The sequence below is a fragment of the Roseibium sp. Sym1 genome, assembly GCF_027359675.1.
Classification (GTDB): Bacteria; Pseudomonadota; Alphaproteobacteria; order Rhizobiales; family Stappiaceae; genus Roseibium.
Map to the genome: position 1 here is coordinate 4,237,841 of NZ_CP114786.1, position 22,553 is coordinate 4,260,393.

Below are 22,553 nucleotides of genomic sequence, written 5' to 3' on the forward strand. Positions count from 1 at the left end.
ACGGGAGTTGTTTAGCCTCTCAGAACGAGGATATTGGCTTGTCGTTACCGCGTGAACGCCTGGACGTTGCCGGCATCGACATTGATGATGTTGCCGGTCGATTTCGCGGAGGCCTCGGAGGCAAAGAAGTAGCTTGCCTCGGCAATGTCCTCCGGCAGCACGGAGCGTTTCAGCAGCGAGCGCTGGCGGTAATGCTCCTCCAGCTCCGACGTGTCCTTGCCATAGGCCTCTGCGCGTTCCTTGAGCCAGTCGCCCGACCAGATCTTGGACCCGCGCAGGACCGCGTCCGGATTGACCACGTTGACGCGGATGCCGTCCGGAGCGCCTTCCAGCGCGAGGCAACGGGCGAGATGCAGCTCGGAGGCCTTGGCGGTGCAATAGGCGCTGGCACCGGGCGAGGCGGCAAGGCCGTTCTTGGAACCGATGAAGATGATCGAACCGCCGACACCCTGGGTCTTCATGACCTGGAAGGCGGAACGCGAGACCAGGAAGTAACCTGTCGACAGGATCGACATGTTGCGGTTCCACAGGTCTAGCGTCGTCTCCTCGATGGGCGCGGACGAGGCAATGCCGGCGTTCGACACCAGGATGTCGACGCCGCCGAATTCCAGCGCCGCGCGGGCGAAGCTGTCGGCGACAGCTTCCTCGCTGGTGACATCCATGGTGACGGCGCGGACAACGTCCTTCGAATAGCGTCCGGAAAGATTGTCGGCGGCCGCGCCAAGGGCATCGGCATCGATGTCCGCAAGGACCACGCAGGCGCCTTCGCGCAGGAACCGTTCCGCCGTGGCCGAGCCGATGCCGCCGGCGCCGCCGGTCACGAGGGCGATCTTGCCGGCAAGGCTCTTCGGCTTGGGCATGCGCTGGAGTTTCGCTTCTTCCAGCAGCCAGTATTCGATGTCGAAGGCTTCCTGCTCAGGCAGGCCGCAATAGGTGGAGACGCTGGAGGCGCCGCGCATGACGTTGATGGCGTTGGTATAGAATTCGCCCGAGATGCGCGCGGTCGCCTTGTCCTTGGCGAAGGTGATCATGCCGACGCCGGGGACCAGATAGACAACCGCGTTGGGATCGCGCAGAGCCGGGCTGTCGTCATGCTTGCAGCGGCCGTAATAGGCGGCGTAATCGTCCCGGTAAGCCTCGACGGCGGCGCCGAGGCCGGACAGGGTCTCGTCGACATCCGGTGTGTTCGGGTCGAAGTCGACCACCAGCGGGCGGATCTTGGTCCTGAGGAAGTGGTCCGGACAGCTTGTGCCGAGGGCGGCGAGCGCCTCCATGTCCTTCGAGCAGACGAATTCCAGCACCGCGTCGCTGTCGTCGAAATGACCGACCATGTGCTGCTTGCCGGACACCATGCCGCGGATGGCCGGCATGAGTTTCGCGGCAACGGCTCGGCGCTCCGCCGGGGCAAGTGCCCGGTGTTTCGAGCCGCCGAAGGCCTCCTTGCCGGCGGTCTTCTGCTCGAACCAGGCAATGGCCTTGTTGATGATTTCCAGCGTGGTTTCGTAGCAGGTCTTCGCATCGTCGGCCCAGGTGAAGAGGCCGTGGCTTTCCAGAACGACGCCGCGCGAATCCGGGTTCTCGAGGCAGAATTTTTCCAGCCACAGGCCGAGTTCGTAGCCGGGGCGCTTCCAGGGCAGCCAGCCGATGTCGCTGCCGAAGATCTCCTGGGTGATCGCCTTGCTGTCGCTGGCAGCCGCAATCGCGATGATCGCGTCCGGATGCATGTGGTCGACATGTTTCTTCGGCACATAGGCATGAAGGGGCGTGTCGATGGAGGCGGCGCGCGGATTGAGGTTGAAGGTGCAATGGGGCAGGTAGCCGACCATCTCGTCTTCGAACTCGACGCCGCGATAGATGCCTTTCAGGGCACGGAGCTTGTCCATGTAGAGCGTCGCGAAGCCGTCCATCTTGATGGTGCCGACATCGCCGCCCGAGCCCTTGACCCAGAGCACTTCCGCCATCTCGCCAGTCAGCGGGTCCTTTTCCATCGCCTTGGCCGAGGTGTTGCCGCCGCCATAGTTGGTGATGCGCTTGTCGGATCCGAGGAGATTGGAACGGTAGAGCAGAAGCTCCGCCTCGTTCATGCCGGAGGCCTTCTGGTCATCCCACAGATCGGCCAGCCGGGACCCGGCAGCGGAATTCAACATCTTTTCCTCCCATGAAAGCCTGACAGCTTGTGTCTCGTTGACTAGAAACTCGCCTGATTGGATCGGTATGTCAATCAAAAACGATCAGAAACAATCATATTGCACTGCAAAATGATCAATTTTGACATTTTATGATTGACAGTGACCGGTATCAGTGGAAATGTTCGATCAATGGGAGGACCAGATGCACGAGAAAGAACGCCACAGGATCATATTGTCCGCAGTCCAGGATCGTCCGGTCGTGACGGTGCAGGAACTGGTGGCGTTGACGGATTCCTCCGAGGCAACCATCCGCAGGGATATTGCCCAGCTGCATGTTCAGAAGAAGCTGCGCCGTGTCAGGGGCGGGGCGGAGTCGATACATCCGCCGCAATTCGTCGGCCTGGCCGGCCGGCCGTTCAGCGTCAACGAAACGATCAACATCGCGCAGAAACGCGCAATCGCTCAAAAGGCGGTGGATCTGTGCGAGGACGGCGACGCAATCATCGTCAATGGCGGAACGACCACGTTCCAGATGGTGCATCCGCTGGCGACCAAGCGCTGCCAAGTGTTCACCAACTCGTTTCCGATTGCCGAGCATCTCCTGAAGAATTCCAAGAACACCATCATGCTGTCGGGCGGGGTGATCTACCGCGAACAGAACATCATCCTCAGTCCCTTCGACAATGACGTGACCCGGAACTTCTACGCCAAGCGCATGTTCATGGGCGCCCAGGGCCTGGGGCCGCTGGGCCTGATGGAAGCGGATCCGCTGCTGATCCAGGCGGAGCAGAAGCTGATCGGCCAGGCGGACGAGCTGGTGGTCCTGGTGGACAGTTCGAAATTCAGTGCACGGTCCAGCCTGATCCTGTGCGCGCTCGACCGGATATCGACCGTCATCACCGATGACGGCATCACGGACAGCGCGGCCAAGATGCTGGAGCAGGCCGACATCAATCTGATCGTGGCGCCGGTGAGCGCCGCACAGAGCAAGGCGACCTCGAACGGGTAGCCGACATTCTGCCGGGTCCTGAGGAGGGGCGGCAGACTGGTGCATCCCGCGTTCGACGAACGCGGACAAGATGCTCCAGCACTTAAGAGCGATCAACTTCCTGCATTCCAAGGAATGCAGGTTGATCTTTGGGAGGAAGCAATGAAACTCTGGAAATCACTTCTGGCCGCAACTGCCGTTGCCGCCGTCACAATCGCCGGGCCGGCCCAGGCCGAGGACAAGCGCATCGCCCTCGTGGTCAAGGCGCTTGGCATCGGCTTCTTTGAAGCTGCCGCGAAAGGCGCGGAAGAGGCCGCCAAGGAACTCGGCGATGTCGAGATCATCTATACCGGCCCGACCGACACCACGGCCGAAGGCCAGATCGAGGTCATCAATGCGCTGATCGCCCAGAAGGTCGACGCCATCGCGATCTCCGCCAACGACCAGGATGCCCTGGTGCCGGCCCTGAAGAAGGCCATGGACCGCGGCATCACCGTCATCTCCTGGGATTCGGGTGTCGCGCCGGAGGGCCGTCAGCTGCATCTGAACCCGTCGTCCAATCCGCTGATCGGCAACATGATCATCAAGCTGGCCGCCGATCACCTGCCCGACGGCGGTGACGTCGCCGTTCTTTCCGCCTCCGCGACCGCCACGAACCAGAACATCTGGATCGAGGAAATGAACAAGGTCAAGGACAACTACCCGGGCATCAACGTGGTCGCGACCGTCTATGGTGACGACCTTGCCGACAAGTCCTACCGCGAAGCCCAGGGCCTGATGCAGACCTATCCGGACCTGAAGGCCATCATCGCGCCGACCTCCGTCGGCATCGTTGCCGCTGCCCAGGCTGTTTCCGATGCGGAGAAAGCCGGCCAGATCAACGTGACCGGTCTTGGCCTGCCGTCCGAAATGGCCGGTCATATCGAATCCGGCGCGTCCAAGTCCTTCGCGATCTGGAACCCGATCGATCTCGGCTACTCCGCCACCATGCTGGCCTACAACCTGGCCACCGGAAAGGCCGAGGCAGCGCCGGGCGCGGAAATCGAAATGGGCCGCATGGGCACGCTGACGCTCAACGACAGCAACGAAGGCGCGATGGCGGATCCGTTCGTCTATGACAGCTCGAACATCGACGACTTCAAGGACATCTTCTAAGCTGGTCGTCACGACCTGACGGAAAACTGTCCGGGACCCGGTGCCTAGGCTCCGGGTCCTCACCTCAAGACTTCTAACACCAGGCTCCGGGATATGGTCATGCTTGCGAACACGCAGGGCAGTGCGGACGTGCATCCGCAATCGGGCGACGCCGTCAGCCCCGTTCTGTCCCTGAAGGGAGTCTCCAAGTCCTTCCCGGGCGTCAAGGCGCTCTCGGAAGTCTCGCTGGAACTCCATCCCGGCGAGGTCACCGCGCTGGTGGGGGAAAACGGTGCCGGTAAATCGACCATCGTCAAGGTTCTGACCGGTATCTACCAGCCGGACGAGGGCGAGATCCGGATCGGCGGTGCGCCCGTCACCTTCCCGACCGCGCAGGATGCGGGCCGGGCAGGGGTCACGGCCATTCACCAGGAAACGGTCCTGTTCGACGATCTTTCGGTGGCCGAAAACATCTTTATCGGCCACGCACCGAAGACGAAATTCGGACTGATCGATCGCAAGGCCATGGTGGACAGGGCGCGGGCGCTGTTGGACCGGATCGGCGCGAAGATCGATCCTGCCGTAACCCTCAAGGATCTCGGCATCGCCAACAAGCACCTGGTGGCCATCGCCCGGGCGCTGTCCATCGATGCCAGCATCGTCATCATGGACGAGCCGACAGCATCGCTGTCGCACAAGGAAATCGAGGAAACCTACGAGCTGGTCGAGCGGCTGAAGGCCGAAGGCAAGGCGATCCTCTTCATCAGCCACAAGTTCGACGAGATCTTTCGCATTGCGGACCGCTACACGGTTTTCCGCGACGGCCAGATGGTCGGGGCCGGCAAGATCGCGGAGGTCGGAGAGCAGGAGCTGGTCAAGCTGATGGTCGGCCGTTCCGTCGACCAGGTGTTCCCGAAGCGCAGTCCGCAGCTGGGCGACGAGGTCCTGAAGGTGGTCGGCTATTCGCACCCGACCGAATTCGAGGATATCGGCTTTTCACTACGGGCCGGCGAGATCCTGGGGTTCTACGGACTGGTCGGCGCGGGCCGCAGCGAATTCATGCAGGCTCTCTTTGGCATCACCAAACCGTCCAAGGGCGCGATCCGCATCGATGACCAGGTTGCCGTCATCCGCGACCCGAACCAGGCCATCGGCCACGGCATCGTCTATGTGCCGGAGGATCGCGGCAAGCAGGGCGCGATCAAGGGATTGCCGATCTTTCAGAATGTCTCCCTGCCGTCGCTGAAGGAAACGTCCCGAAACGGGTTCCTGAGGCTGGCCGAGGAATTCAGGCTGGCGCGCGACTACACGCAGCGGCTGGACCTGCGGGCCGCCGCGCTCGACCAGGATATCGGCGAGCTTTCCGGCGGCAACCAGCAGAAGGTGGTCATCGCCAAGTGGCTGGCCACGAAGCCGCGGGTGATCATCCTGGACGAACCGACAAAGGGCATCGACATCGGGTCCAAGGCCGCGGTTCACGAGTTCATGGCCGAACTCGCCGCCCAAGGCCTGGCCGTCATCATGGTGTCTTCGGAAATTCCGGAAATCCTCGGCATGTCCGACCGGGTCATCGTCATGCGCGAAGGGCGCATTGCCGCCGAATATGAAGGCGATGACCTGACACCCGAACATCTGGTGCGCGCGGCGGCCGGCATCACGGAGGTGCGCTCATGATCCCGCCGGTTCTGAAATCCCGCGAGGCGATCCTGGCGGGTGCGATCCTCATCCTGGTCGGTGCCATCGCCTCGCGCTTCCCCGCCTTCGTCGCGCCGTCGAACCTCGCCAATGTCTTCAATGACACGGCGCCACTGATCATCCTGGCCCTGGGGCAGATGGTCGTGATCCTGACCCGCTGCATCGATCTCTCCGTCGCGGCCAACCTTGCGTTGACGGGCATGGTGGTTGCCATGCTGAACACGGCGATGCCCGGCCTGCCGGTGCCGCTGATCCTTCTGATCGCCGTCAGCCTCGGTGCGCTCATGGGGCTTTTCAACGGGCTGCTGGTCTGGCGGCTGGACATTCCGCCGATCGTGGTGACGCTCGGCACCATGACCATCTACCGGGGCATCATTTTCGTGATTTCCGGCGGCGAGTGGATCAACGCCCACGAGATGAGCGATGCCTTCAAGGCGTTCCCGCGCGAGGTCGTGCTCGGCCTGCCTGTGCTGTCCTGGATCGCGATCCTGGTGGTGCTGGGCTTTGTCGTCCTGATCGGGCGCACACCGCTCGGCCGGGCATTCTTTGCCGTCGGCGGCAATCCGCATGCCGCTGTCTATACCGGCATCAATGTCGGTCTGACCCAGTGTGCCGCCTATGTGATTTCCGGCGCGCTGGCCGGGTTGACGGGCTACCTCTGGGTGGCGCGTTATGCGGTCGCCTATGTCGACATCGCGGGCGGGTTCGAACTTGAAGTGGTCGCGGCCTGCGTCATCGGCGGCATCTCGATTGCCGGCGGTATCGGGTCGGTCGGCGGTGCACTGCTCGGGGCCCTGTTCCTCGGCATCGTCAAGAACGCCCTGCCGGTGATCAACATCTCGCCCTTCTGGCAGCTGGCCATTTCCGGCAGTGCCATCATCATCGCGGTCGCCTTCAACGCCACGTCTAACCGGACCAAGGGCCGGGTGATCCTGAAAAAAGCGGAGCATGCGGCATGAGCGTCACCGCACCTGACACCAGTCCCGCCGGACGGCAGATCCCGGACCGGCTGAAATCGCCGCTGCAGCGTTTCCTGGGGAGCTGGGAGCTGCTGCTGCTCGGTGTGGCCGTCGCCGTTTTCATCCTGAACAGCTTCGCCTCGCCCTATTTTCTCGACCCGTGGAACCTTTCCGACGCGACCTTCAACTTCACCGAAAAGGCGATGATCGCCTTTGCCATGGCCCTGCTGATCATTTCCGGCGAGATCGATCTGTCCGTCGCCTCGATCATTGCGCTGGCGTCGACCGCCATGGGCTTTGCCGTGCAGATGGGCGCGGACACGCCGGTGCTGGTGCTGATCGGTCTCGGCGTCGGGCTGGCCTGCGGCGCGTTCAACGGCGTGCTGGTCACCGGCTTCGGTCTGCCGTCCATTGTGGTCACCATCGGCACCATGAGCCTGTTCCGGGGCATCTCCTACATCGTGCTCGGCGACAAGGCCTATACCGGTTATCCCTCCAGCTTCGCCTTTTTCGGACAAGGCTATGTCTGGTGGGTGATCTCCTTTGAGCTGCTGCTGTTCGCGCTGCTGGCCGTTGTCTTCGCCGTGATCCTGCACAGGACCAATTTCGGCAGGACCGTCTATGTCATCGGCAACAACCCGGTGGGAGCGCTCTTTTCCGGTATCCGGGTGACACGGGTGAAATTCGCCCTGTTCCTGCTGACCGGGCTGATGTCAGGCGTCGCCGCGATCTGCCTGACCTCGCGGCTCGGCGCGACCCGGCCTTCCATCGCCTTCGGCTGGGAGCTTGAGGTCGTCACCATGGTCGTGCTTGGCGGGGTCAGCATTCTGGGCGGTTCGGGCTCCATTCCGGGTGTGGTGATCGCCGCCTTCGTTATGGGTATGGTCACTTTCGGCTTCGGGCTGTTGAACGTGCCCGGCATTGTCATGTCGATTTTCATCGGCCTGCTGCTGATCGGCGTGATCGCCCTGCCGCGTATCGCCCGCCAGCTCCTGGCAAAACGCAAGGTCTGATCCCATGGAAAAAATCGCCTTCAAGATGCAGCTGAACCCGGGCATGGAAGCGGAATACAGGAAACGCCACGACGAGATCTGGCCGGAGCTGGTCTCGCTTCTGAAAGAGGCCGGTATCAAGGACTATTCGATCCATCTGGACCGGGAGACCAATATCCTCTTCGGTGTCCTGTGGCGCGAGGACGGCCACAGGATGGACGACCTGCCCAATCATCCGGTGATGCAGAAATGGTGGGCGCATATGGCCGACATCATGGCCTCGCACCCGAACAACGAGCCCGTCGTCACGGCGCTTGAAACCGTTTTTCACCTGGACTGACCGGGAATGAGCGATATCCGGCATGTCGGTGTAATCGATATCGGCAAGACCAACGTGAAGGTCGCCGTGGTCGATCTGGCCGGGGAGCGCGAGATCGGCGTGCTGAGCCGGCCGAACCAGGTGCTGCCCGGACCGCCTTATCCGCATTATGACCTTGAAGGCCACTGGACCTTCATCTGCGAGGCGCTGGCGGACCTCAACCGTCAACACCGGATCGATGCGCTCTCGGTAACGACCCATGGCGCCAGTGCCGTGCTGCTCGACAGGGCCGGCAAGCTTGCGGCGCCGATGCTCGACTATGAGTTCGACGGCCCGGACAGCCTTGCCGCCGACTACGACGCGATCCGTCCGGACTTCGCCGAAACCGGTTCGCCGCGTCTTTCCATGGGGCTCAATCTCGGCGCGCAGCTGCACTGGCAGCTGAGAAGCGATCCGGAGCTGCTTGACCGGGTCGCCATGGTTCTGACCTATCCGCAATACTGGAGCTTCCGGCTGACAGGTGTGGCGGCCAACGAGGTGACATCGCTCGGCTGTCACACCGATCTGTGGTGTCCGGGAGAGAACCGGTTTTCCACCCTGGTGGACCGGCTTGGTCTTGCAGGGAAAATGGCGCCGGTGAAGAAGGCGGGGGATCGTCTTGGAACGCTCCTGCCTGCGGTCGCCGAGCGCACCGGCCTGGCCGCTGCAACACCGGTTGCCTGCGGCATTCACGATTCCAATGCGTCGCTCTATCCGCATCTGGCTGCCAGAAAACCGCCGTTCTCGGTGGTCTCGACCGGTACCTGGGTGATCGCATTGGCGATTGGCGGCCGTCCTGTCCAGCTCGATCCGGCGCGCGATACGCTGATCAACGTCAACGCCTTCGGCGACCCGGTCCCCTCCGCCCGTTTCATGGGCGGCCGGGAATTCGACATCGTGACAAAGGGCCGGGACCGCACCTGGTCCGAAGCCGACAGGGTGAAGGTCCTTGAAACCCGGGCCATGCTGTTTCCGGCCGTGGAGCCGAGGTCCGGCCCCTTCCAGGGAAGGCATTCCAGCTGGAGCGTCGAGGAGACGGGCCTCAGTGATGGCGAACGGTTCGTCGCCGTCTCGTGGTACCTGGCCTTGATGACCGCCGAATGCCTTGCCATGAGCGGGGCGGACGGGCCGGTCATCGTCGAAGGGCCTTTTGCGAAAAACGCGCTTTACCTCGACATGCTGGGAGCGGCGACCGGGCGGCCGGTTACCGTCTCCGGAGGGTCGTCGACGGGCACGAGCATTGGCGCCGCGATGCTTGTTTCAGGATCGGACCGGCTGCCGGCGGCAGAGCCGGACGCGACAGGGGAGGCGAGCGCCCCCGATCCGGCGCTGGAGGCCTATGCCGAGGCCTGGTTCAGGCAGCTGCGGGCCTCATAACAAGCATCCATTCCAGCCGGATTGTCACGTTTCGGAACCGGATATCACTGGTCCGGCGCATTGGTTCCAGCAAGGTTGCCGCTTATAAACCATTCCACGTCGCAATTGTTTTGATCGCTTGCATTGGCTGTCTCGTTGATATAAAGATATCTTTATATCGACATTGATGCCAGATGAGCGCAAGTGACCGCGATGACCGAAGAGCAGACCCTATCCGTGGAAGATACCCTTGCCGCCCTCAGGGCGGTCGGCGAGACCACGCGTCTCAGGCTGATCGCGCTCCTGGCGGAAAGCGAACTGACGGTCAAGGATGCAACGGCCATATTGGGGCAGAGCCAGCCGCGCATTTCCCGGCATCTGAAACTCCTGGCCGAAGCGGATCTGATCAAGCGCTACCCGGAAGGCGCCTGGGTCTATTATCGTCTGGCGGACGGGCCGGAAGGCCAGCTCGCCCGGGACCTCGTTGCCCGGATTTCCACCGACGATGCCGTGCTTGCCGCGGACCAGGAACGGTTCCAGGCAATCCGCAAGGCCAAGGCGGAGGAGGCGGCCGCCTATTTCGCCGCCCGCGCGCTGACCTGGGACCGGGAGCGTTCGCTGCACGTGTCCGAAGAGGACGTGGAGGCAGCCATGCGCGCCGCCCTCGGCGACAAGCCCTTTCAGTCCTTCCTGGATCTGGGCACCGGCACCGGGCGCCTGCTGGAGGTCCTGTCCGACCAGTATACGTCCGCGCTCGGAGTCGATGCGTCGCATGACATGCTGGCGGTTGCCCGGGCGAATCTGGCCAAGGCCGGATTGTCGAACGCGCAAGTGCGCCACGGCGACGTCTACGCATTGAACGTTCCGCCGCGGTCCTTCGACGTGGTCGCAATCCACCAGGTGCTGCATTTCCTCGACGAACCGGCCCGGGCGCTCAACGAGGCCGCGCGGGCCCTGCGCCCCGGCGGCCGCCTGCTGATCATCGATTTCGCCCCGCATGAACTTGAGTTCCTGCGTGAAAAACATGCCCATCGCAGGCTCGGCTTCGGCCATGAGCAGATGGAACGCTGGCTGGAAGCACTCGAGCTTGACCTGGAACAGGTGACAGACCTGGTTCCGGGCGATGACAACGAAACCAATCTCACCGTAACGCTCTGGCTGGCGCGTGACCGACGCATCGTCACCGACCTGCCTGCTCAAAATCCCTCCCGAGAGGTCGCATAACATGACTGACAGTTCCAACCGCCGTTCGCACCAGGCCGCCTCGACGCCGATCACCGCGTCCTTCGAGTTCTTTCCGCCGAAGTCCGACAAGATGGCCGAGACCCTGTGGAGCACGGTCCAGCGCCTGGAGCCGCTGTCGCCGTCCTTCGTGTCGGTCACCTATGGCGCGGGCGGTTCCACACGGGAGCGTACGCACAAGACGGTCGAGCGCATCCTGAAGGAAACGAATCTGGCCCCGGCGGCGCACCTGACCTGTGTCGGCTCGCCGCGGTCTGAAGTCGATGCCATCGTCAAGGACTACTGGGATCTGGGCGTGCGTCACCTCGTGGCCCTGCGCGGCGACCCGCTGGAAGGCATCGGCTCGCGCTATGTGCCGCATGATGAGGGCTATGCCTATGCCACGGACCTTGTGGCCGGCATCAAGAAAATTGCCAATTTCGACATTTCCGTTTCCGGCTACCCGGAAAAACACCCGGAAAGCGGGACGTGGCAGAAGGAAATCGACAATCTGAAGCGCAAGGTCGATGCCGGTGCGGACCGGATCATCACCCAGTATTTCTTCGACAACGACCTGTTCGACGAATACCTGGAGCGCATTGCGGCCGCGGGCATCAACATTCCGGTGATCCCGGGCATCCTGCCGATCCACAATTTCGAGCAGACCATGGTATTCTCGGCCAAGTGCGGCACGTCGATCCCGCAATGGCTGGCCCGCCGTTTTGCCGGTCTCTCCAATGATCCGGAAACCCGCAAGCTGGTCGGCGTTTCGATCGCCTGCGAACAGGTCATGGACCTGGTCGATCGCGGCATCAACGACTTCCACTTCTACACGATGAACCGCGCCGACCTGACCTATGCCATCTGCCACATGCTGGGCATGGGCCGGAACGAACCGGAGAACCTGGCCGCCTGAAGGGGGCCGCGTTTGTCCGAACGAGAAGACACTGATCGATCTTGAACGATTGGAACCGGCCGCGGTCCTCAAGGCCGCGAGTGGTTCCGGAAACCGAGAACCTGGTCGCAATGGCAAAGCTGAGTACCGCCGACAACGTTGAAGCGACCGCAAGCACCGTCTTGCGGGAAAAAGGCTTTGAACTTCATGTCATCGATGTGGCCGCCGGCAAGCCGCCGTTGCTTGTCGCCAGGGACAAGGACCATGAGTTCCGGGCGCATTCGGCGCTCGAGATCCTGGGGCTCCTGGCGGTTTTCGAGGCGCGCGGCGACGATTGGCAGCCCTCGGAAGAGGACGAGCACCATCGCACCAAGTTCTGGGACGGGCTTGACGACGAGACCGATCAGGACACCTGACGCCACCGTCCTTCAAGCTTATTCAATTCGCACCGGCACAAGCCGGTCCAACCCGACAAGACATTCCGGAAGGAAACACCCGTGATCAAGTCCGACGCCTTCGAGCGCCTTCGTGACCTCGCCAAGACCCGAATTCTCGTACTTGACGGAGCGATGGGGACGGAAATCCAATTGCTCAAGCTGGATGAGGCCGCCTATCGGGGCGAGCGCTTCAAGGACTGGCCGAGCGACGTCAAGGGCAACAACGACCTTCTCTGCCTGACGCAGCCCGATGCGCTCCGCCAGATCCACATCGACTATCTGGAGGCCGGCGCCGATATCATCGAGACCAACACCTTCTCCTCGACGACCATCGCCCAGGCCGATTACGGCATGGAGGAACTGGCCTACGAGCTCAATGTCGAAAGCGCGCGGCTTGCCCGTGAGGCTGCCGACCACGTGACCGCGCAGGATCCGTCGCGGCCGCGTTTTGTTGCCGGTGCGCTCGGCCCGACCAACCGGACGGCGTCGATCTCACCGGACGTGAACAACCCGGGCTATCGCGCTGTTTCCTTTGACGATCTGCGCATTGCCTATGCCGAAGCGGCACGCGGCCTCATCGCCGGTGGTGCCGATATCCTGCTGGTCGAAACCATCTTCGACACGCTGAATGCCAAGGCGGCGCTGTTCGCCATCGACGAAGTGTTCGAGGAAACCGGCAAGATCCTGCCTGTGATGATTTCCGGGACGATCACGGATCTGTCGGGACGCACGCTGTCCGGCCAGACGCCGGAAGCCTTCTGGAATTCGGTCCGCCACACCAACCCGCTGACCATCGGCCTCAACTGTGCGCTCGGCGCCAAGGAAATGCGCGCCCATATCGACGAACTCGGCCGGGTTGCCGACACGTTTGTCTGCGCCTACCCGAACGCGGGCCTGCCCAACGAGTTCGGCGAATATGACGAGAGCCCGGAGCAGATGGCGGCCCTTGTCGGGGAATTCGCCGAAGCCGGCCTGGTCAATTTCGTCGGCGGCTGCTGCGGCTCGACGCCCGCCCATATCCGGGCGATCGCCGGAGCCGTGGCCGACAAGACACCGCGCGTCATTCCGGAAATCGACCGGCACATGCGCCTGTCGGGCCTTGAGCCTTTCGTGGTCACCAGGGAAACCAACTTCGTCAATGTCGGCGAGCGCACCAACGTCACCGGCTCTGCCCGGTTCCGCAAGCTGATCAAGGAAGGCGACTACGCCACCGCGCTCGACGTCGCCCGCCAGCAGGTGGAAAACGGTGCCCAGATCATCGACATCAACATGGATGAGGGCCTGCTTGATTCCGAAGAGGCGATGGTTACCTTCCTGAACCTGGTGGCCGCGGAACCGGACATCGCCAAGGTGCCGATCATGATCGACAGTTCCAAATGGACCGTCATCGAGGCCGGCCTCAAATGCGTCCAGGGCAAGGGCGTCGTCAATTCCATCTCCATGAAGGAAGGCGAGGAGGCGTTCATTGCGCAGGCCAAGCTGGTCCGCCGCTACGGCGCCGCCGTCGTCGTGATGGCCTTTGACGAGCAGGGCCAGGCCGACACGTTCGAGCGCAAGACCGAGATCTGCGCGCGCTCCTACAAGGTGCTCACCGAAAAGGTCGGCTTCCCGCCGGAGGACATCATCTTCGATCCGAACATCTTCGCGGTCGCGACCGGCATCGAGGAGCACAACAACTACGGCAACGACTTCATCGAGGCGACCGGCTGGATCCGCGAGAACCTGCCCCATGCCCATGTGTCGGGCGGCGTCTCGAACCTCAGCTTCTCCTTCCGGGGCAACGAAGCCGTACGCGAGGCGATGCATTCGGTGTTCCTCTATCATGCCATCCAGCGCGGCATGGACATGGGCATCGTCAATGCCGGCCAGCTGGCGGTCTATAACGATCTCGACGCGGAATTGCGCGAGCTGTGCGAGGACGTCGTCCTGAACCGGCGCGACGATGCCACCGACCGCATGCTGGATGCCGCGGAGCGCTGGAAAGGCGAGGGCGGCAAGAAGAGGGAAGCCGATCTCACCTGGCGCACCTGGGGTGTCGCCAAACGCCTGGAACATGCGCTTGTTCATGGCATTGATGACTATGTGGTCGAGGACACCGAAGAGGCGCGCCAGGCCTTCGACCGGCCGCTTCACGTGATCGAGGGACCGCTGATGGACGGCATGAATGTCGTCGGCGACCTGTTCGGCTCCGGCCAGATGTTCCTGCCGCAGGTGGTGAAATCCGCCCGTGTCATGAAAAAGGCGGTCGCCTACCTGATGCCGTTCATGGAAAAGGAAAAGGAAGAACTGGGCCAGACAGGCCAGTCTTCCGCCGGCAAGATCCTGATGGCAACGGTGAAGGGCGATGTCCATGACATCGGCAAGAACATCGTCGGCGTCGTGCTTCAGTGCAACAACTTCGAGGTCATCGATCTCGGGGTCATGGTTCCGGCTGCGAAGATCCTGGAAACCGCGAAGCGGGAGAAGGTCGACATGGTCGGTCTTTCCGGCCTGATCACGCCGTCGCTTGACGAGATGTGCCATGTCGCCGCCGAACTGGAGCGCGAAGGTCTCGACGTGCCGTTGCTGATCGGCGGGGCGACCACCTCCAAGATCCACACGGCGGTCAAGATCCACCCGAACTACGCAAAGGGCCAGGCGATCTACGTGACCGACGCGGGCCGCGCGGTTGGCGTTGCTTCGAAGCTGATGAGCGAAGGTGGACGCGAGCCCTACTACGCGGACGTGCGCGCCGAATATGCCGACATTGCCGAAAAGCATGCGGCCAGCCGGGGCGGCCAACAGCGGACCTCGCTGGCGGCGGCCCGGGAAAATGCCTTTGCGGCCGACTTCGCCGGCAAGCCCCCGGTCGCGCCGAAAAAGCCGGGCGCAACGGTGTTCGACGGCTTCCCGCTGGATGAGCTGGTGCCCATGATCGACTGGACGCCGTTCTTTGCGACCTGGGAGATCAAGGGACGCTACCCGGCAGTCCTGACCGACAACCGCTACGGCCCGGCGGCCAAGGCGCTGTTTGACGACGCCCGGCGCATGCTCGACGAGATTGTCGAGAAGAAGCTCCTGACCGCGCGCGGCATCGCAGCGCTGTGGCCGGCCAACGCCGTCGGTGACGACGTCCGTGTCTTTGCCGACGAAGGCCGTTCCGAGACACTGGCAACCTTCCATACGCTGCGCCAGCAGATGGCGCGGACGGCCGGCGGACGCGCCAATGTGGCCCTCAGCGATTTCGTCGCACAGAAGGACAGCGGCATCAGCGACTGGATCGGCGGCTTCGCCGTGACCGCGGGGCATGGCGAGGACGAGCTTGCCGCTCGCTATGCAAGGGAAGGGGACGACTACAACAAGATCCTCTCCCAGGCGCTCGCCGACCGGCTGGCGGAAGCCTTTGCCGAGAAGCTGCACCAGATCGTGCGGACGGACCTGTGGGGCTATGCGGCCGACGAGAACCTCTCGATCGAGGACATCATCGCCGAGAAGTACCAGGGCATCCGGCCGGCCGCCGGATATCCCGCGCAGCCGGATCACACGGAGAAGGATACGCTGTTCAAGCTGCTCGACGCCGAACGGCTGACCGGCATCCAGCTGACGGAAAGCCGGGCGATGCTGCCGGGTTCCTCCGTTTCGGGGCTCTATTTCGGTCATGCCGACAGTCACTATTTCGGTGTCGGCAAGATCGAACGGGACCAGGTGGAAGACTATGCCGCGCGCAAGGGCTGGGACCTGGCCTACGCGGAACGCTGGCTTGCGCCGATCCTGAACTACGATCCGGCCCGCATGGAAGCGGCGGAATAATCAGAACCGCAGTTCGGACTGCTTGCAAGAAACCGGCCTCCCGCGGATCTGCCGCGGGAGGCCGTTTGTTTTTGTGCTCGAATTGTATGACGTAAGGAAAATAACACATTTTTTTGAGAATATGCACATTGTGCGCTCTTGTAATGCGCACGGAGTGCACTACAATACAATCATCAGGTGAACGTGAAAGGTTCTGCGCTCACCGAAAGGAGAACAATAATATGAATGTGCAAATCGCCAGAATTCTGCTGGTCCAGCATCGCCAGGACTACAACCGTGACCGCCTTCCCTGGCTGCCGTCACGGCTCTATCGCTCCTGGCGCGAAGCGCTTCCAAGGATCCAGGAAACCTTCAGGGCTTCCTGATCCGGGCCGGAACCCCATCGGGCCCCAACAACAAAAACATGACAAAGGACGTTTCATTGCCCCGGACGTCCACCCATCCTGACAAAGCCCGGCTTCAGCCGGGTTTTTTGTTCTTCGGCCCTCACGTCCGGCTGAAGAGGAGCTTCAATCCTGCAAAGGCGAAGAACCCGCCAAGCAGCATCTGGATGAAGCGGCGGGCCCTGCCGTAGACCCGGACCATGACCGGCGTGGAGAAGGCAACCGCGTAGAGGATGTGGATCAGGATGGAAAGAAGGAACGTGCCCAGGACGATCACCGCACCGACCCAGAACGGCGCGCCTTCCTTCAGGCCCAGCGAAATGATCGCGATCCAGGCGAGCGCGGCCTTGGGATTGGTCATCTGGATAACGTATCCGCGGACAAGATATCCTGCGGGAGAGCGTTTGCCTCCCGAAAGTTCCCTGGCCTCGATGTCATGGCGCGAAGCAGCGGATTTCAAGGATTTCACGGCGAGCCAGAGCAGGTAGAGACCACCCGCGCTCTTGATGACCGTCAGCGCCGAGGCGTAGACCGCCAGGAGGGTGGAAAGACCCAGTACCGTGAGAACAGCCCAGGTAAACGACCCCGTGGCCACGCCAAGGGCAAGCGCCACACCGGGCCCGCGTCCCGCGCTCATGGACGTGCCGAGAACTGCGAGAATGTTCGGTCCGGGGCTGGCAATTCCCAGCAGAAACGCGGAATAGGCGAGCAATATGCCCGGAATGTATGGGGTTATCTGGTCCAACGGGAGCTCCCTTCGTGAGGTGTTCGCGCAGGATAGGCCGATGGTGGGACTGGATGCTTCGGTCCGGGTCGAAGTGTGGTGGTGGGCAGGCCTTTCTGTTCGTCATTCGCCTGACCAGCCACCACCACAGACCTCATCCTGAGTGTCTGACCCTAGGACGTAGTTTTCATCGTTCCTGGCACAAACCCGCCCCCTCTCGGGTGTCATCCCCGCGAAAGCGGGCACCCGGTAACCTCATGAATCCGCTCTATAAATTTGGATCTAACCTCACGGAGTCCCGGTTTCCCGCTTTCGCGGGAATGACAAATGTGAGTGAAGCATTCGCCCCGGCCATCACTTTCGGGCCAGGCCCTGAGGAGGTCCGCAAGGTCCGTCTCGAAGGTGCGGCAGCTTGCTCCGGAGCGTGTGGCCCGTCCTTCGAGACGCCGCTGTCGCGGCTCCTCAGGATGAGGTCGGCGGGTGGGAAAGGCGATGATTATACCACCGGAAACAGCACCTTCAGTTCCGTCTGGCCCTTTGGAGAGATATGCACGATCCGGCTGGCGTTTTCCCGGCGCAGCCAACCCTGGTCCAGGAAACGGGTCAGGAGCGCGGCGCCGAGACTGCCGGCCAGATGGTTGCGGCGCTCGCTCCAGTCGAGACATATCCGGCAGAGCGGCCGGCGGCTTGTGGTGAGGGCGTCGAGATCGATACCGATCTCCCGGACGAAGCCGGCGCCTGCCTCCGTCAGGCCGAAGCCGCCCTTGTTACCGGAGATGGCCAGAAATCCTCTCGACTGCAGGCTGTCGAAGATCCGGACCGCCATGTCGCCGGCCAGATGGTCGTAGCAGACGCGGGCGGCGCGCATGGCCGGGTCCTTCGGACCGGTGCGGGTGCGCAGATGGCCCCTGCGGGCAGCCAGCCCCATGACCGCCTCCAGCACGGCGCCGACTTCCGGCCCGGCGAGGGTGAAATAGCGGTGGCGGCCTTGTTTGGCCTGGGTCAGCAGGCCGCCCTCCATCAGTTTTTTGAGGTGCGAGCTGGCCGTCTGGCCCGTGATGCCGGCTTCCGCGGCCAGCTCTGTCGCCGTCAGTGCCTTGCCGCTCAATAGCGCGCTCAGGATGTTGGCGCGGGCAGGGTCGCCCATCAGCGCGCCGATACGGGCAATGTCCGGTCCTTCTTTCATGGTTCGATCTCCATCGAAGCATTGTCGTCGCGGAGCATGGCATAGAGCTGCCCGCAACGCCAGACCAAAGGACACGGCCATGATCACCTGTTTCATCCGCTATCACATCGACCCGGCCAAACGGGCCGCCTTCGAGCAATATGCCCGCAACTGGGGGCAGGCGATCCCGCGCTGCGGTGCCGACCTGGTCGGTTACTATGCGCCCCATGAAGGCTCGACCACCCTGGCCTACGGTGTCTATTCGATCGAAAGCCTTGCTGCCTACGAAGCCTACCGCGCGCGGTTGGCGGCTGATCCGCTGGGCCGGGAGAATTACGACTTCGCCATGAGAGAAAAATTCATCTTGCGGGAAGACCGCACCTTCCTGAAACTGGCCTCCGCGCCGCATGGAGAGGGAGAGACCCATAAATGATCGCCGTGATTTTCGAAGTGATTCCTCATGCGGACAAGAAACAGGCCTATCTCGACATGGCCGCCGAGATGCGCCCGCTGGTGGAGCAGATCGACGGCTTCCTGTCCGTGGAGCGGTTCCAGAGCCTGACCAATCCGGAAAAGCTCCTGTCCGTTTCGTTCTTCCGGGACGAGGCGGCCCTGAAAGAATGGCGCGAGCTGACTCAGCACCGCAAGGCCCAGAAAGCGGGCCGAAGCAGCTACTTCAAGGATTATCGTCTCCGCGTCGCCCATGTCCTGAGGGACTACGGCATGGACGAGCGTGACGAGGCGCCCGCCGACAGCCGCGAACTCCACGGCTAGTCCATGCCCAACAGGTCCCTTGAGCTAGCGCTGCTGGGCGTCCTTGCTCTGCTGTGGGGCTCTTCCTACATGTGGATCAGCCTCGCGCTGCCGTCCTTTCCGCCGGCAACGCTGATTGCCCTGCGTGTCGGACTTGCGTCCCTTGTCCTTCTTGCCATCCTGGCGGCGCGCGGACTGCGCCTGCCGGGCGACAGCCGCAGCTGGCGGCTGTTCTTCGTCCAGTCGCTCGTCAACAGCACCGGACCTTGGTTGATGCTTGCCTGGGGGCAGCAATATGCCGGAACGGCGGTTTCCAGCGTGCTCAATTCAACCTCGCCGCTGTGGGTGTTCGCCTTTTCCTTCCTGCTTTTGCAAAGCGGCCAGCGCCCGGGTACGCGGCAACTGGCCGGGGCGCTGCTGGGCTTTGGCGGCATCGTCCTGATTGTCGGCGTCGGTGCGCTGGAGGACATCGGCCGGAACCTGGTTCCCCAGCTCGTGGTGCTGCTCGGCGCCGCGCTTTATGGTATCGCAGCCCTGCGCGGTCCGCTCTTTACGGCCTATCCGCCGCTGGTAACGGCGACCGGCACGCTCATGTGTGCATCGCTGGTGCTTGTGCCGCTGAGCCTTGTCACGGACCGGCCATGGGACCTCGCACCGGACCTGACGGGCATTCTGTCGGTGCTCATGCTGAGCGTGGCCTGTACCGCGCTGGCCTTCCTGATTTACTTTCGGCTGCTGTCGACACTCGGAGCCATGGGAACCGCCAGCCAGGCCTATCTGCGTTCCGGAATCGGCGTGTTTCTCGGCGTCGTGTTCCTGTCGGAAAGTCTCGATCTGGAGACCTTTGCCGGAATCTGCCTTGCAATTTTCGGGGTGGTTCTGATCAACTGGCCTGTGAAGCGAAACTTGCAGGTCACCCCATCCATGGGCAAGGAGGTGTCATGAGTGTCTTGACCGTCTATGAAGCGGGCTCGCGGCCGACGCGGCGTGCCAACCCGGACTATTTCACCGGCACGGTCTGGCAGGACCCGGTGATCGAGGCGCCGGCCCCGGCGCGGGTCCGGGTTCTGCGGGTGACCTTCGAGCCGAAAGCCCGGACCCACTGGCACAGCCATCCGCTCGGCCAGACGCTGCAGGTTCTGGACGGTGCCGGCTTCGTGCACCTGTGGGGCCAGGAGAAACTGTCGATCCTGCCGGGCGACGTCATCTGGATCCCGCCCGGGGTCAAGCATTGGCACGGTGCCGGTCCGAACACATCCCTCGTCCATCTTGCCATCCAGGAGGAACTGGATGGCTCCGTCGCCGAGTGGATGGAGGCCGTCGACGATACGACCTATGCCGGAAACATCGAGGCCAGGCGGTAACGGGCAGGGGAACGGGTTGGTGCGAAAGAGACAGCCTATCTGCCGGCACCAAGCGGCAGGCGCACGACCGCCTCCAGACCGCCCTCGGGACGGTTTGTCAGGCTGATGCGGCCACCATGGGCGTGGATGATGGAGCGCGTGATGGCGAGGCCGAGGCCGATCCCGCCGGTTTCCTCGCTGCGCGATTCCTCAAGCCTGACAAACGGTTCGAAAACATCCTTCAGCCGGTCTGCAGGAATGCCCGGCCCCTTGTCGCGGACGCGGATAACGGCCTCGTGGTCCTCGATCTCAGCGGAAACCGTGACGGCTTCACCGTAGCGGATACCGTTCTCGATCAGGTTGCGCAGCGCCCGCCTGAGCGCCATCGGGCGGCAAGGCAGCACGATCCGCTCGCTGCTTTCGACCACCGTGCATTCATGGCCGAGATCCTGCTGGTCGCCCGCAAGCGCTTCAAGGATGGCGCCGAGATCAGCATTTTCGGCCTTTTCCGCCTGGGCCTCGTCCTTGGCAAAGCGCAACGCCGCCTCGGTCATCGCGGCCATCTCGTCGAGGGTCTCGATCACCTTTTCACGGTTCTCGTCGTCATCGATGAATTCCGCCCTGAGACGCAGCGAAGTGATCGGCGTCCTGAGGTCGTGGCTGATCGCCGCCAGCATCCGGGTCCGGTCCTTTACGAAACGGGTCAACCGGTCCTGCATGTCGTTGAAAGCGGTGGTCAGGGCCCTGACTTCGCGCGGGCCGCTGGGCGTCAACGGTTCCTGTTCCTCGCCGCGGCCGAATTTTTCGGCACGGACCGAAAGGTCCTTGAGCGGTCGCGTGACCCGCCGCAGAGCCAGGCCGACGATCAGCACGACCAGAAGCGCGGTCAGCGCCAGCTGCACGAGCAGCGGCAGGAAGGCGCCGGCCGGTGGCCGGTAGCTGGTGGCGACATTCAGCCAGCGCCCGTCATTCATGCTGATGGAGATCGACAGGTCTTCCGGCTTGTTCATGATCCTGTGCAGGTTCTTCGGGCGTTCGGGCCTGGGCACGTCGCGCCAGCTGCGCTTGTCGTCGTCATCGTCCTTCCGGCGGGGCGGGCCGCGTTTCTCGTCCGCCAGAATATTGAGATGCACCGCCTGGCCGGGTTTCAGGTCCTTTGCCATGTAGCCCTGAAGGCGGTGTTCGATGCGCGAGGAGCCCGGGGTCGGCGCCAGCGGCGTGTCGCCCAGCCAGAACACGGCGAACCGGCTGCTGCTGGCAACAAGAATGCGTTCCTGCAGATCGGGGGGCGTGTCCTCCATGAGGCCAGCCAGGGCGACGGCGCGCGACAGCAGATTGTCGCGGGCCGCGGCCACCAGCGCGATGCGGCGCTCGTCGTGAAAGATCCACAGGCTGAGCGCCTGGGCGACCACGATGGCCACCAGCAGAAGAACGATCAGCTGCGAGGCCAGCGTGCCCGGCCAGAGCGCCGCGGCAATCTTGCGGAGACGAGTAGACAGGGTCATTCGGCGGTGTCTTTCACGTCGGCCGTGAACATGTAGCCGCCGCCCCAGACCGTCTTGATCATCCTGGGATCCTTGGGATCCACCTCGATCTTGCGGCGCAGGCGCGACACCTGGTTATCGATCGACCGGTCGAAGACGGCGGGCGTGCGTCCGGTTGTCAGATCGAGAAGCTGGTCGCGGTTGAGAACCATTTTCGGCCGTTTCAGAAACGCGCACAGCAACTGGAACTCGCCGCTGGACAGCGCGACGGACGTGCCCTCAGGATCAAGCAGTTCCCGGCGCGCGACATTCAGGGACCAGCCGTCGAAGTGGAGCCGGTCGCCTTCGATCGGATCACGCTCCTTGGGCACCAGCGATGTCCGCCTGAGCACGGCCCGTATCCTGGCGAGCAACTCGCGCGGATTGAACGGCTTGGTGACATAGTCGTCCGCTCCGATTTCCAGGCCGATCACCCGGTCGGTGTCGTCGGCCATGGCGGTCAGCAGGATCACCGGCATGGATCCGGTCTCCACCAGGTGGCGGCACAGGGACAACCCGTCCTCGCCCGGCATCATGATATCGAGCACGACGAGGTCGACCGAGGCCGCCTTCAGGATCTTGCGCGCATGGGCCGCGTTTTCCGCCGAGGTCGCGCGCAGGCCGTTCTTGACCAGGTAACGAGCCAGGGTCTCGCGGATGTCGCGGTGGTCGTCCACGACGAGAATATGTGGGCTCGGATCGCTCAATT

21 protein-coding genes are annotated in these 22,553 nt (G+C 62.9%); 16 read left to right on the top strand and 5 right to left on the bottom strand.

The genetic code is table 11. The features are described 5' to 3' along the window. Positions 1–44: 44 nt before the first annotated feature. Positions 45–2,147, bottom strand: a complete 2,103-nt coding sequence (locus O6760_RS19255; RefSeq protein WP_269581327.1) for a bifunctional rhamnulose-1-phosphate aldolase/short-chain dehydrogenase — start codon at positions 2,145–2,147, stop codon at positions 45–47. A gap of 184 nt (positions 2,148–2,331) precedes the next feature. On the opposite strand from O6760_RS19255, the gene O6760_RS19260 reads away from it, so the two are divergent. The 12 genes from O6760_RS19260 to O6760_RS19315 all read left to right on the top strand — a co-directional run bounded on the left by O6760_RS19260 (position 2,332) and on the right by O6760_RS19315 (position 16,318). After that, positions 2,332–3,138, top strand: coding sequence for a DeoR/GlpR family DNA-binding transcription regulator (locus O6760_RS19260; RefSeq protein WP_269581328.1), 807 nt, complete (start codon positions 2,332–2,334; stop codon positions 3,136–3,138). Between the two features lie 141 nt (positions 3,139–3,279). Further along, a complete protein-coding gene (rhaS, locus tag O6760_RS19265) occupies positions 3,280–4,272 on the top strand; it encodes a rhamnose ABC transporter substrate-binding protein (RefSeq protein WP_269581329.1) in 993 nt (330 codons plus the stop codon). Positions 4,273–4,365: 93 nt separating this feature from the next. After that, on the top strand, positions 4,366–5,925 hold the full coding sequence (locus tag O6760_RS19270; RefSeq protein ID WP_442969809.1) for a sugar ABC transporter ATP-binding protein: 1,560 nt from the start codon (positions 4,366–4,368) through the stop codon (positions 5,923–5,925). Then, positions 5,922–6,905: an ABC transporter permease gene (locus tag O6760_RS19275; RefSeq protein ID WP_269581331.1), complete on the top strand. Its 984-nt coding sequence runs from the start codon at positions 5,922–5,924 to the stop codon at positions 6,903–6,905. Before O6760_RS19270 ends, O6760_RS19275 begins: the two co-directional genes overlap by 4 nt. Then, the gene (locus O6760_RS19280; protein WP_269581332.1) at positions 6,902–7,918 is read left to right on the top strand and encodes an ABC transporter permease; all 1,017 of its coding nucleotides are present in this window, start codon (positions 6,902–6,904) and stop codon (positions 7,916–7,918) included. Before O6760_RS19275 ends, O6760_RS19280 begins: the two co-directional genes overlap by 4 nt. Positions 7,919–7,922: 4 nt before the next feature. Further along, positions 7,923–8,237: an L-rhamnose mutarotase gene (gene rhaM, locus O6760_RS19285; RefSeq protein WP_269581333.1), complete on the top strand. Its 315-nt coding sequence runs from the start codon at positions 7,923–7,925 to the stop codon at positions 8,235–8,237. 6 nt (positions 8,238–8,243) lie between these two features. Further along, complete coding sequence (locus tag O6760_RS19290) at positions 8,244–9,632, top strand: FGGY-family carbohydrate kinase (RefSeq protein ID WP_269581334.1); 1,389 nt, start codon at positions 8,244–8,246, stop codon at positions 9,630–9,632. Positions 9,633–9,824: 192 nt separating this feature from the next. Further along, positions 9,825–10,835, top strand: a complete 1,011-nt coding sequence (locus O6760_RS19295; RefSeq protein ID WP_269586311.1) for an ArsR/SmtB family transcription factor — start codon at positions 9,825–9,827, stop codon at positions 10,833–10,835. A 1-nt stretch (position 10,836) separates the two neighbouring features. Continuing rightward, positions 10,837–11,748 carry a methylenetetrahydrofolate reductase [NAD(P)H] gene (metF, locus tag O6760_RS19300; protein ID WP_269581335.1) on the top strand — a complete coding sequence of 304 codons (912 nt, stop codon included), beginning with the start codon at positions 10,837–10,839 and terminating at the stop codon, positions 11,746–11,748. 110 nt (positions 11,749–11,858) lie between these two features. Further along, on the top strand, positions 11,859–12,143 hold the full coding sequence (locus O6760_RS19305) for a hypothetical protein (RefSeq protein ID WP_269581336.1): 285 nt from the start codon (positions 11,859–11,861) through the stop codon (positions 12,141–12,143). A gap of 81 nt (positions 12,144–12,224) precedes the next feature. Next, positions 12,225–15,953: a methionine synthase gene (gene metH / locus O6760_RS19310; RefSeq protein WP_269581337.1), complete on the top strand. Its 3,729-nt coding sequence runs from the start codon at positions 12,225–12,227 to the stop codon at positions 15,951–15,953. Positions 15,954–16,174: 221 nt separating this feature from the next. Continuing rightward, positions 16,175–16,318, top strand: coding sequence for a hypothetical protein (locus tag O6760_RS19315; RefSeq protein WP_269581338.1), 144 nt, complete (start codon positions 16,175–16,177; stop codon positions 16,316–16,318). A gap of 121 nt (positions 16,319–16,439) precedes the next feature. Here O6760_RS19315 and O6760_RS19320 read toward each other — a convergent pair whose 3' ends face one another. Both O6760_RS19320 and O6760_RS19325 read right to left on the bottom strand, forming a co-directional pair. Then, complete coding sequence (locus O6760_RS19320) at positions 16,440–17,081, bottom strand: LysE family translocator (RefSeq protein ID WP_269581339.1); 642 nt, start codon at positions 17,079–17,081, stop codon at positions 16,440–16,442. A gap of 475 nt (positions 17,082–17,556) precedes the next feature. Further along, positions 17,557–18,246: an ArsR/SmtB family transcription factor gene (locus O6760_RS19325; RefSeq protein ID WP_269581340.1), complete on the bottom strand. Its 690-nt coding sequence runs from the start codon at positions 18,244–18,246 to the stop codon at positions 17,557–17,559. A 79-nt stretch (positions 18,247–18,325) separates the two neighbouring features. Between O6760_RS19325 and O6760_RS19330 the strand changes: the two genes are divergently transcribed. The 4 genes from O6760_RS19330 to O6760_RS19345 are packed head-to-tail and all read left to right on the top strand — an operon-like array spanning position 18,326 to position 20,342. After that, positions 18,326–18,658, top strand: coding sequence for an NIPSNAP family protein (locus O6760_RS19330; RefSeq protein WP_269581341.1), 333 nt, complete (start codon positions 18,326–18,328; stop codon positions 18,656–18,658). Continuing rightward, positions 18,655–18,999: an antibiotic biosynthesis monooxygenase family protein gene (locus O6760_RS19335; protein WP_269581342.1), complete on the top strand. Its 345-nt coding sequence runs from the start codon at positions 18,655–18,657 to the stop codon at positions 18,997–18,999. Before O6760_RS19330 ends, O6760_RS19335 begins: the two co-directional genes overlap by 4 nt. 3 nt (positions 19,000–19,002) lie before the next feature. Continuing rightward, positions 19,003–19,923: a DMT family transporter gene (locus tag O6760_RS19340; RefSeq protein WP_269581343.1), complete on the top strand. Its 921-nt coding sequence runs from the start codon at positions 19,003–19,005 to the stop codon at positions 19,921–19,923. Next, positions 19,920–20,342 (top strand): (R)-mandelonitrile lyase, encoded by a 423-nt coding sequence (locus O6760_RS19345; RefSeq protein ID WP_269581344.1) that lies wholly within the window; start codon positions 19,920–19,922, stop codon positions 20,340–20,342. Before O6760_RS19340 ends, O6760_RS19345 begins: the two co-directional genes overlap by 4 nt. A gap of 35 nt (positions 20,343–20,377) precedes the next feature. Here O6760_RS19345 and O6760_RS19350 read toward each other — a convergent pair whose 3' ends face one another. Both O6760_RS19350 and O6760_RS19355 read right to left on the bottom strand, forming a co-directional pair. Then, complete coding sequence (locus O6760_RS19350) at positions 20,378–21,826, bottom strand: ATP-binding protein (RefSeq protein WP_269581345.1); 1,449 nt, start codon at positions 21,824–21,826, stop codon at positions 20,378–20,380. After that, positions 21,823–22,551 carry a response regulator gene (locus tag O6760_RS19355; RefSeq protein ID WP_269581346.1) on the bottom strand — a complete coding sequence of 243 codons (729 nt, stop codon included), beginning with the start codon at positions 22,549–22,551 and terminating at the stop codon, positions 21,823–21,825. Before O6760_RS19355 ends, O6760_RS19350 begins: the two co-directional genes overlap by 4 nt. Between the last annotated feature and the right edge of the window lie 2 nt (positions 22,552–22,553).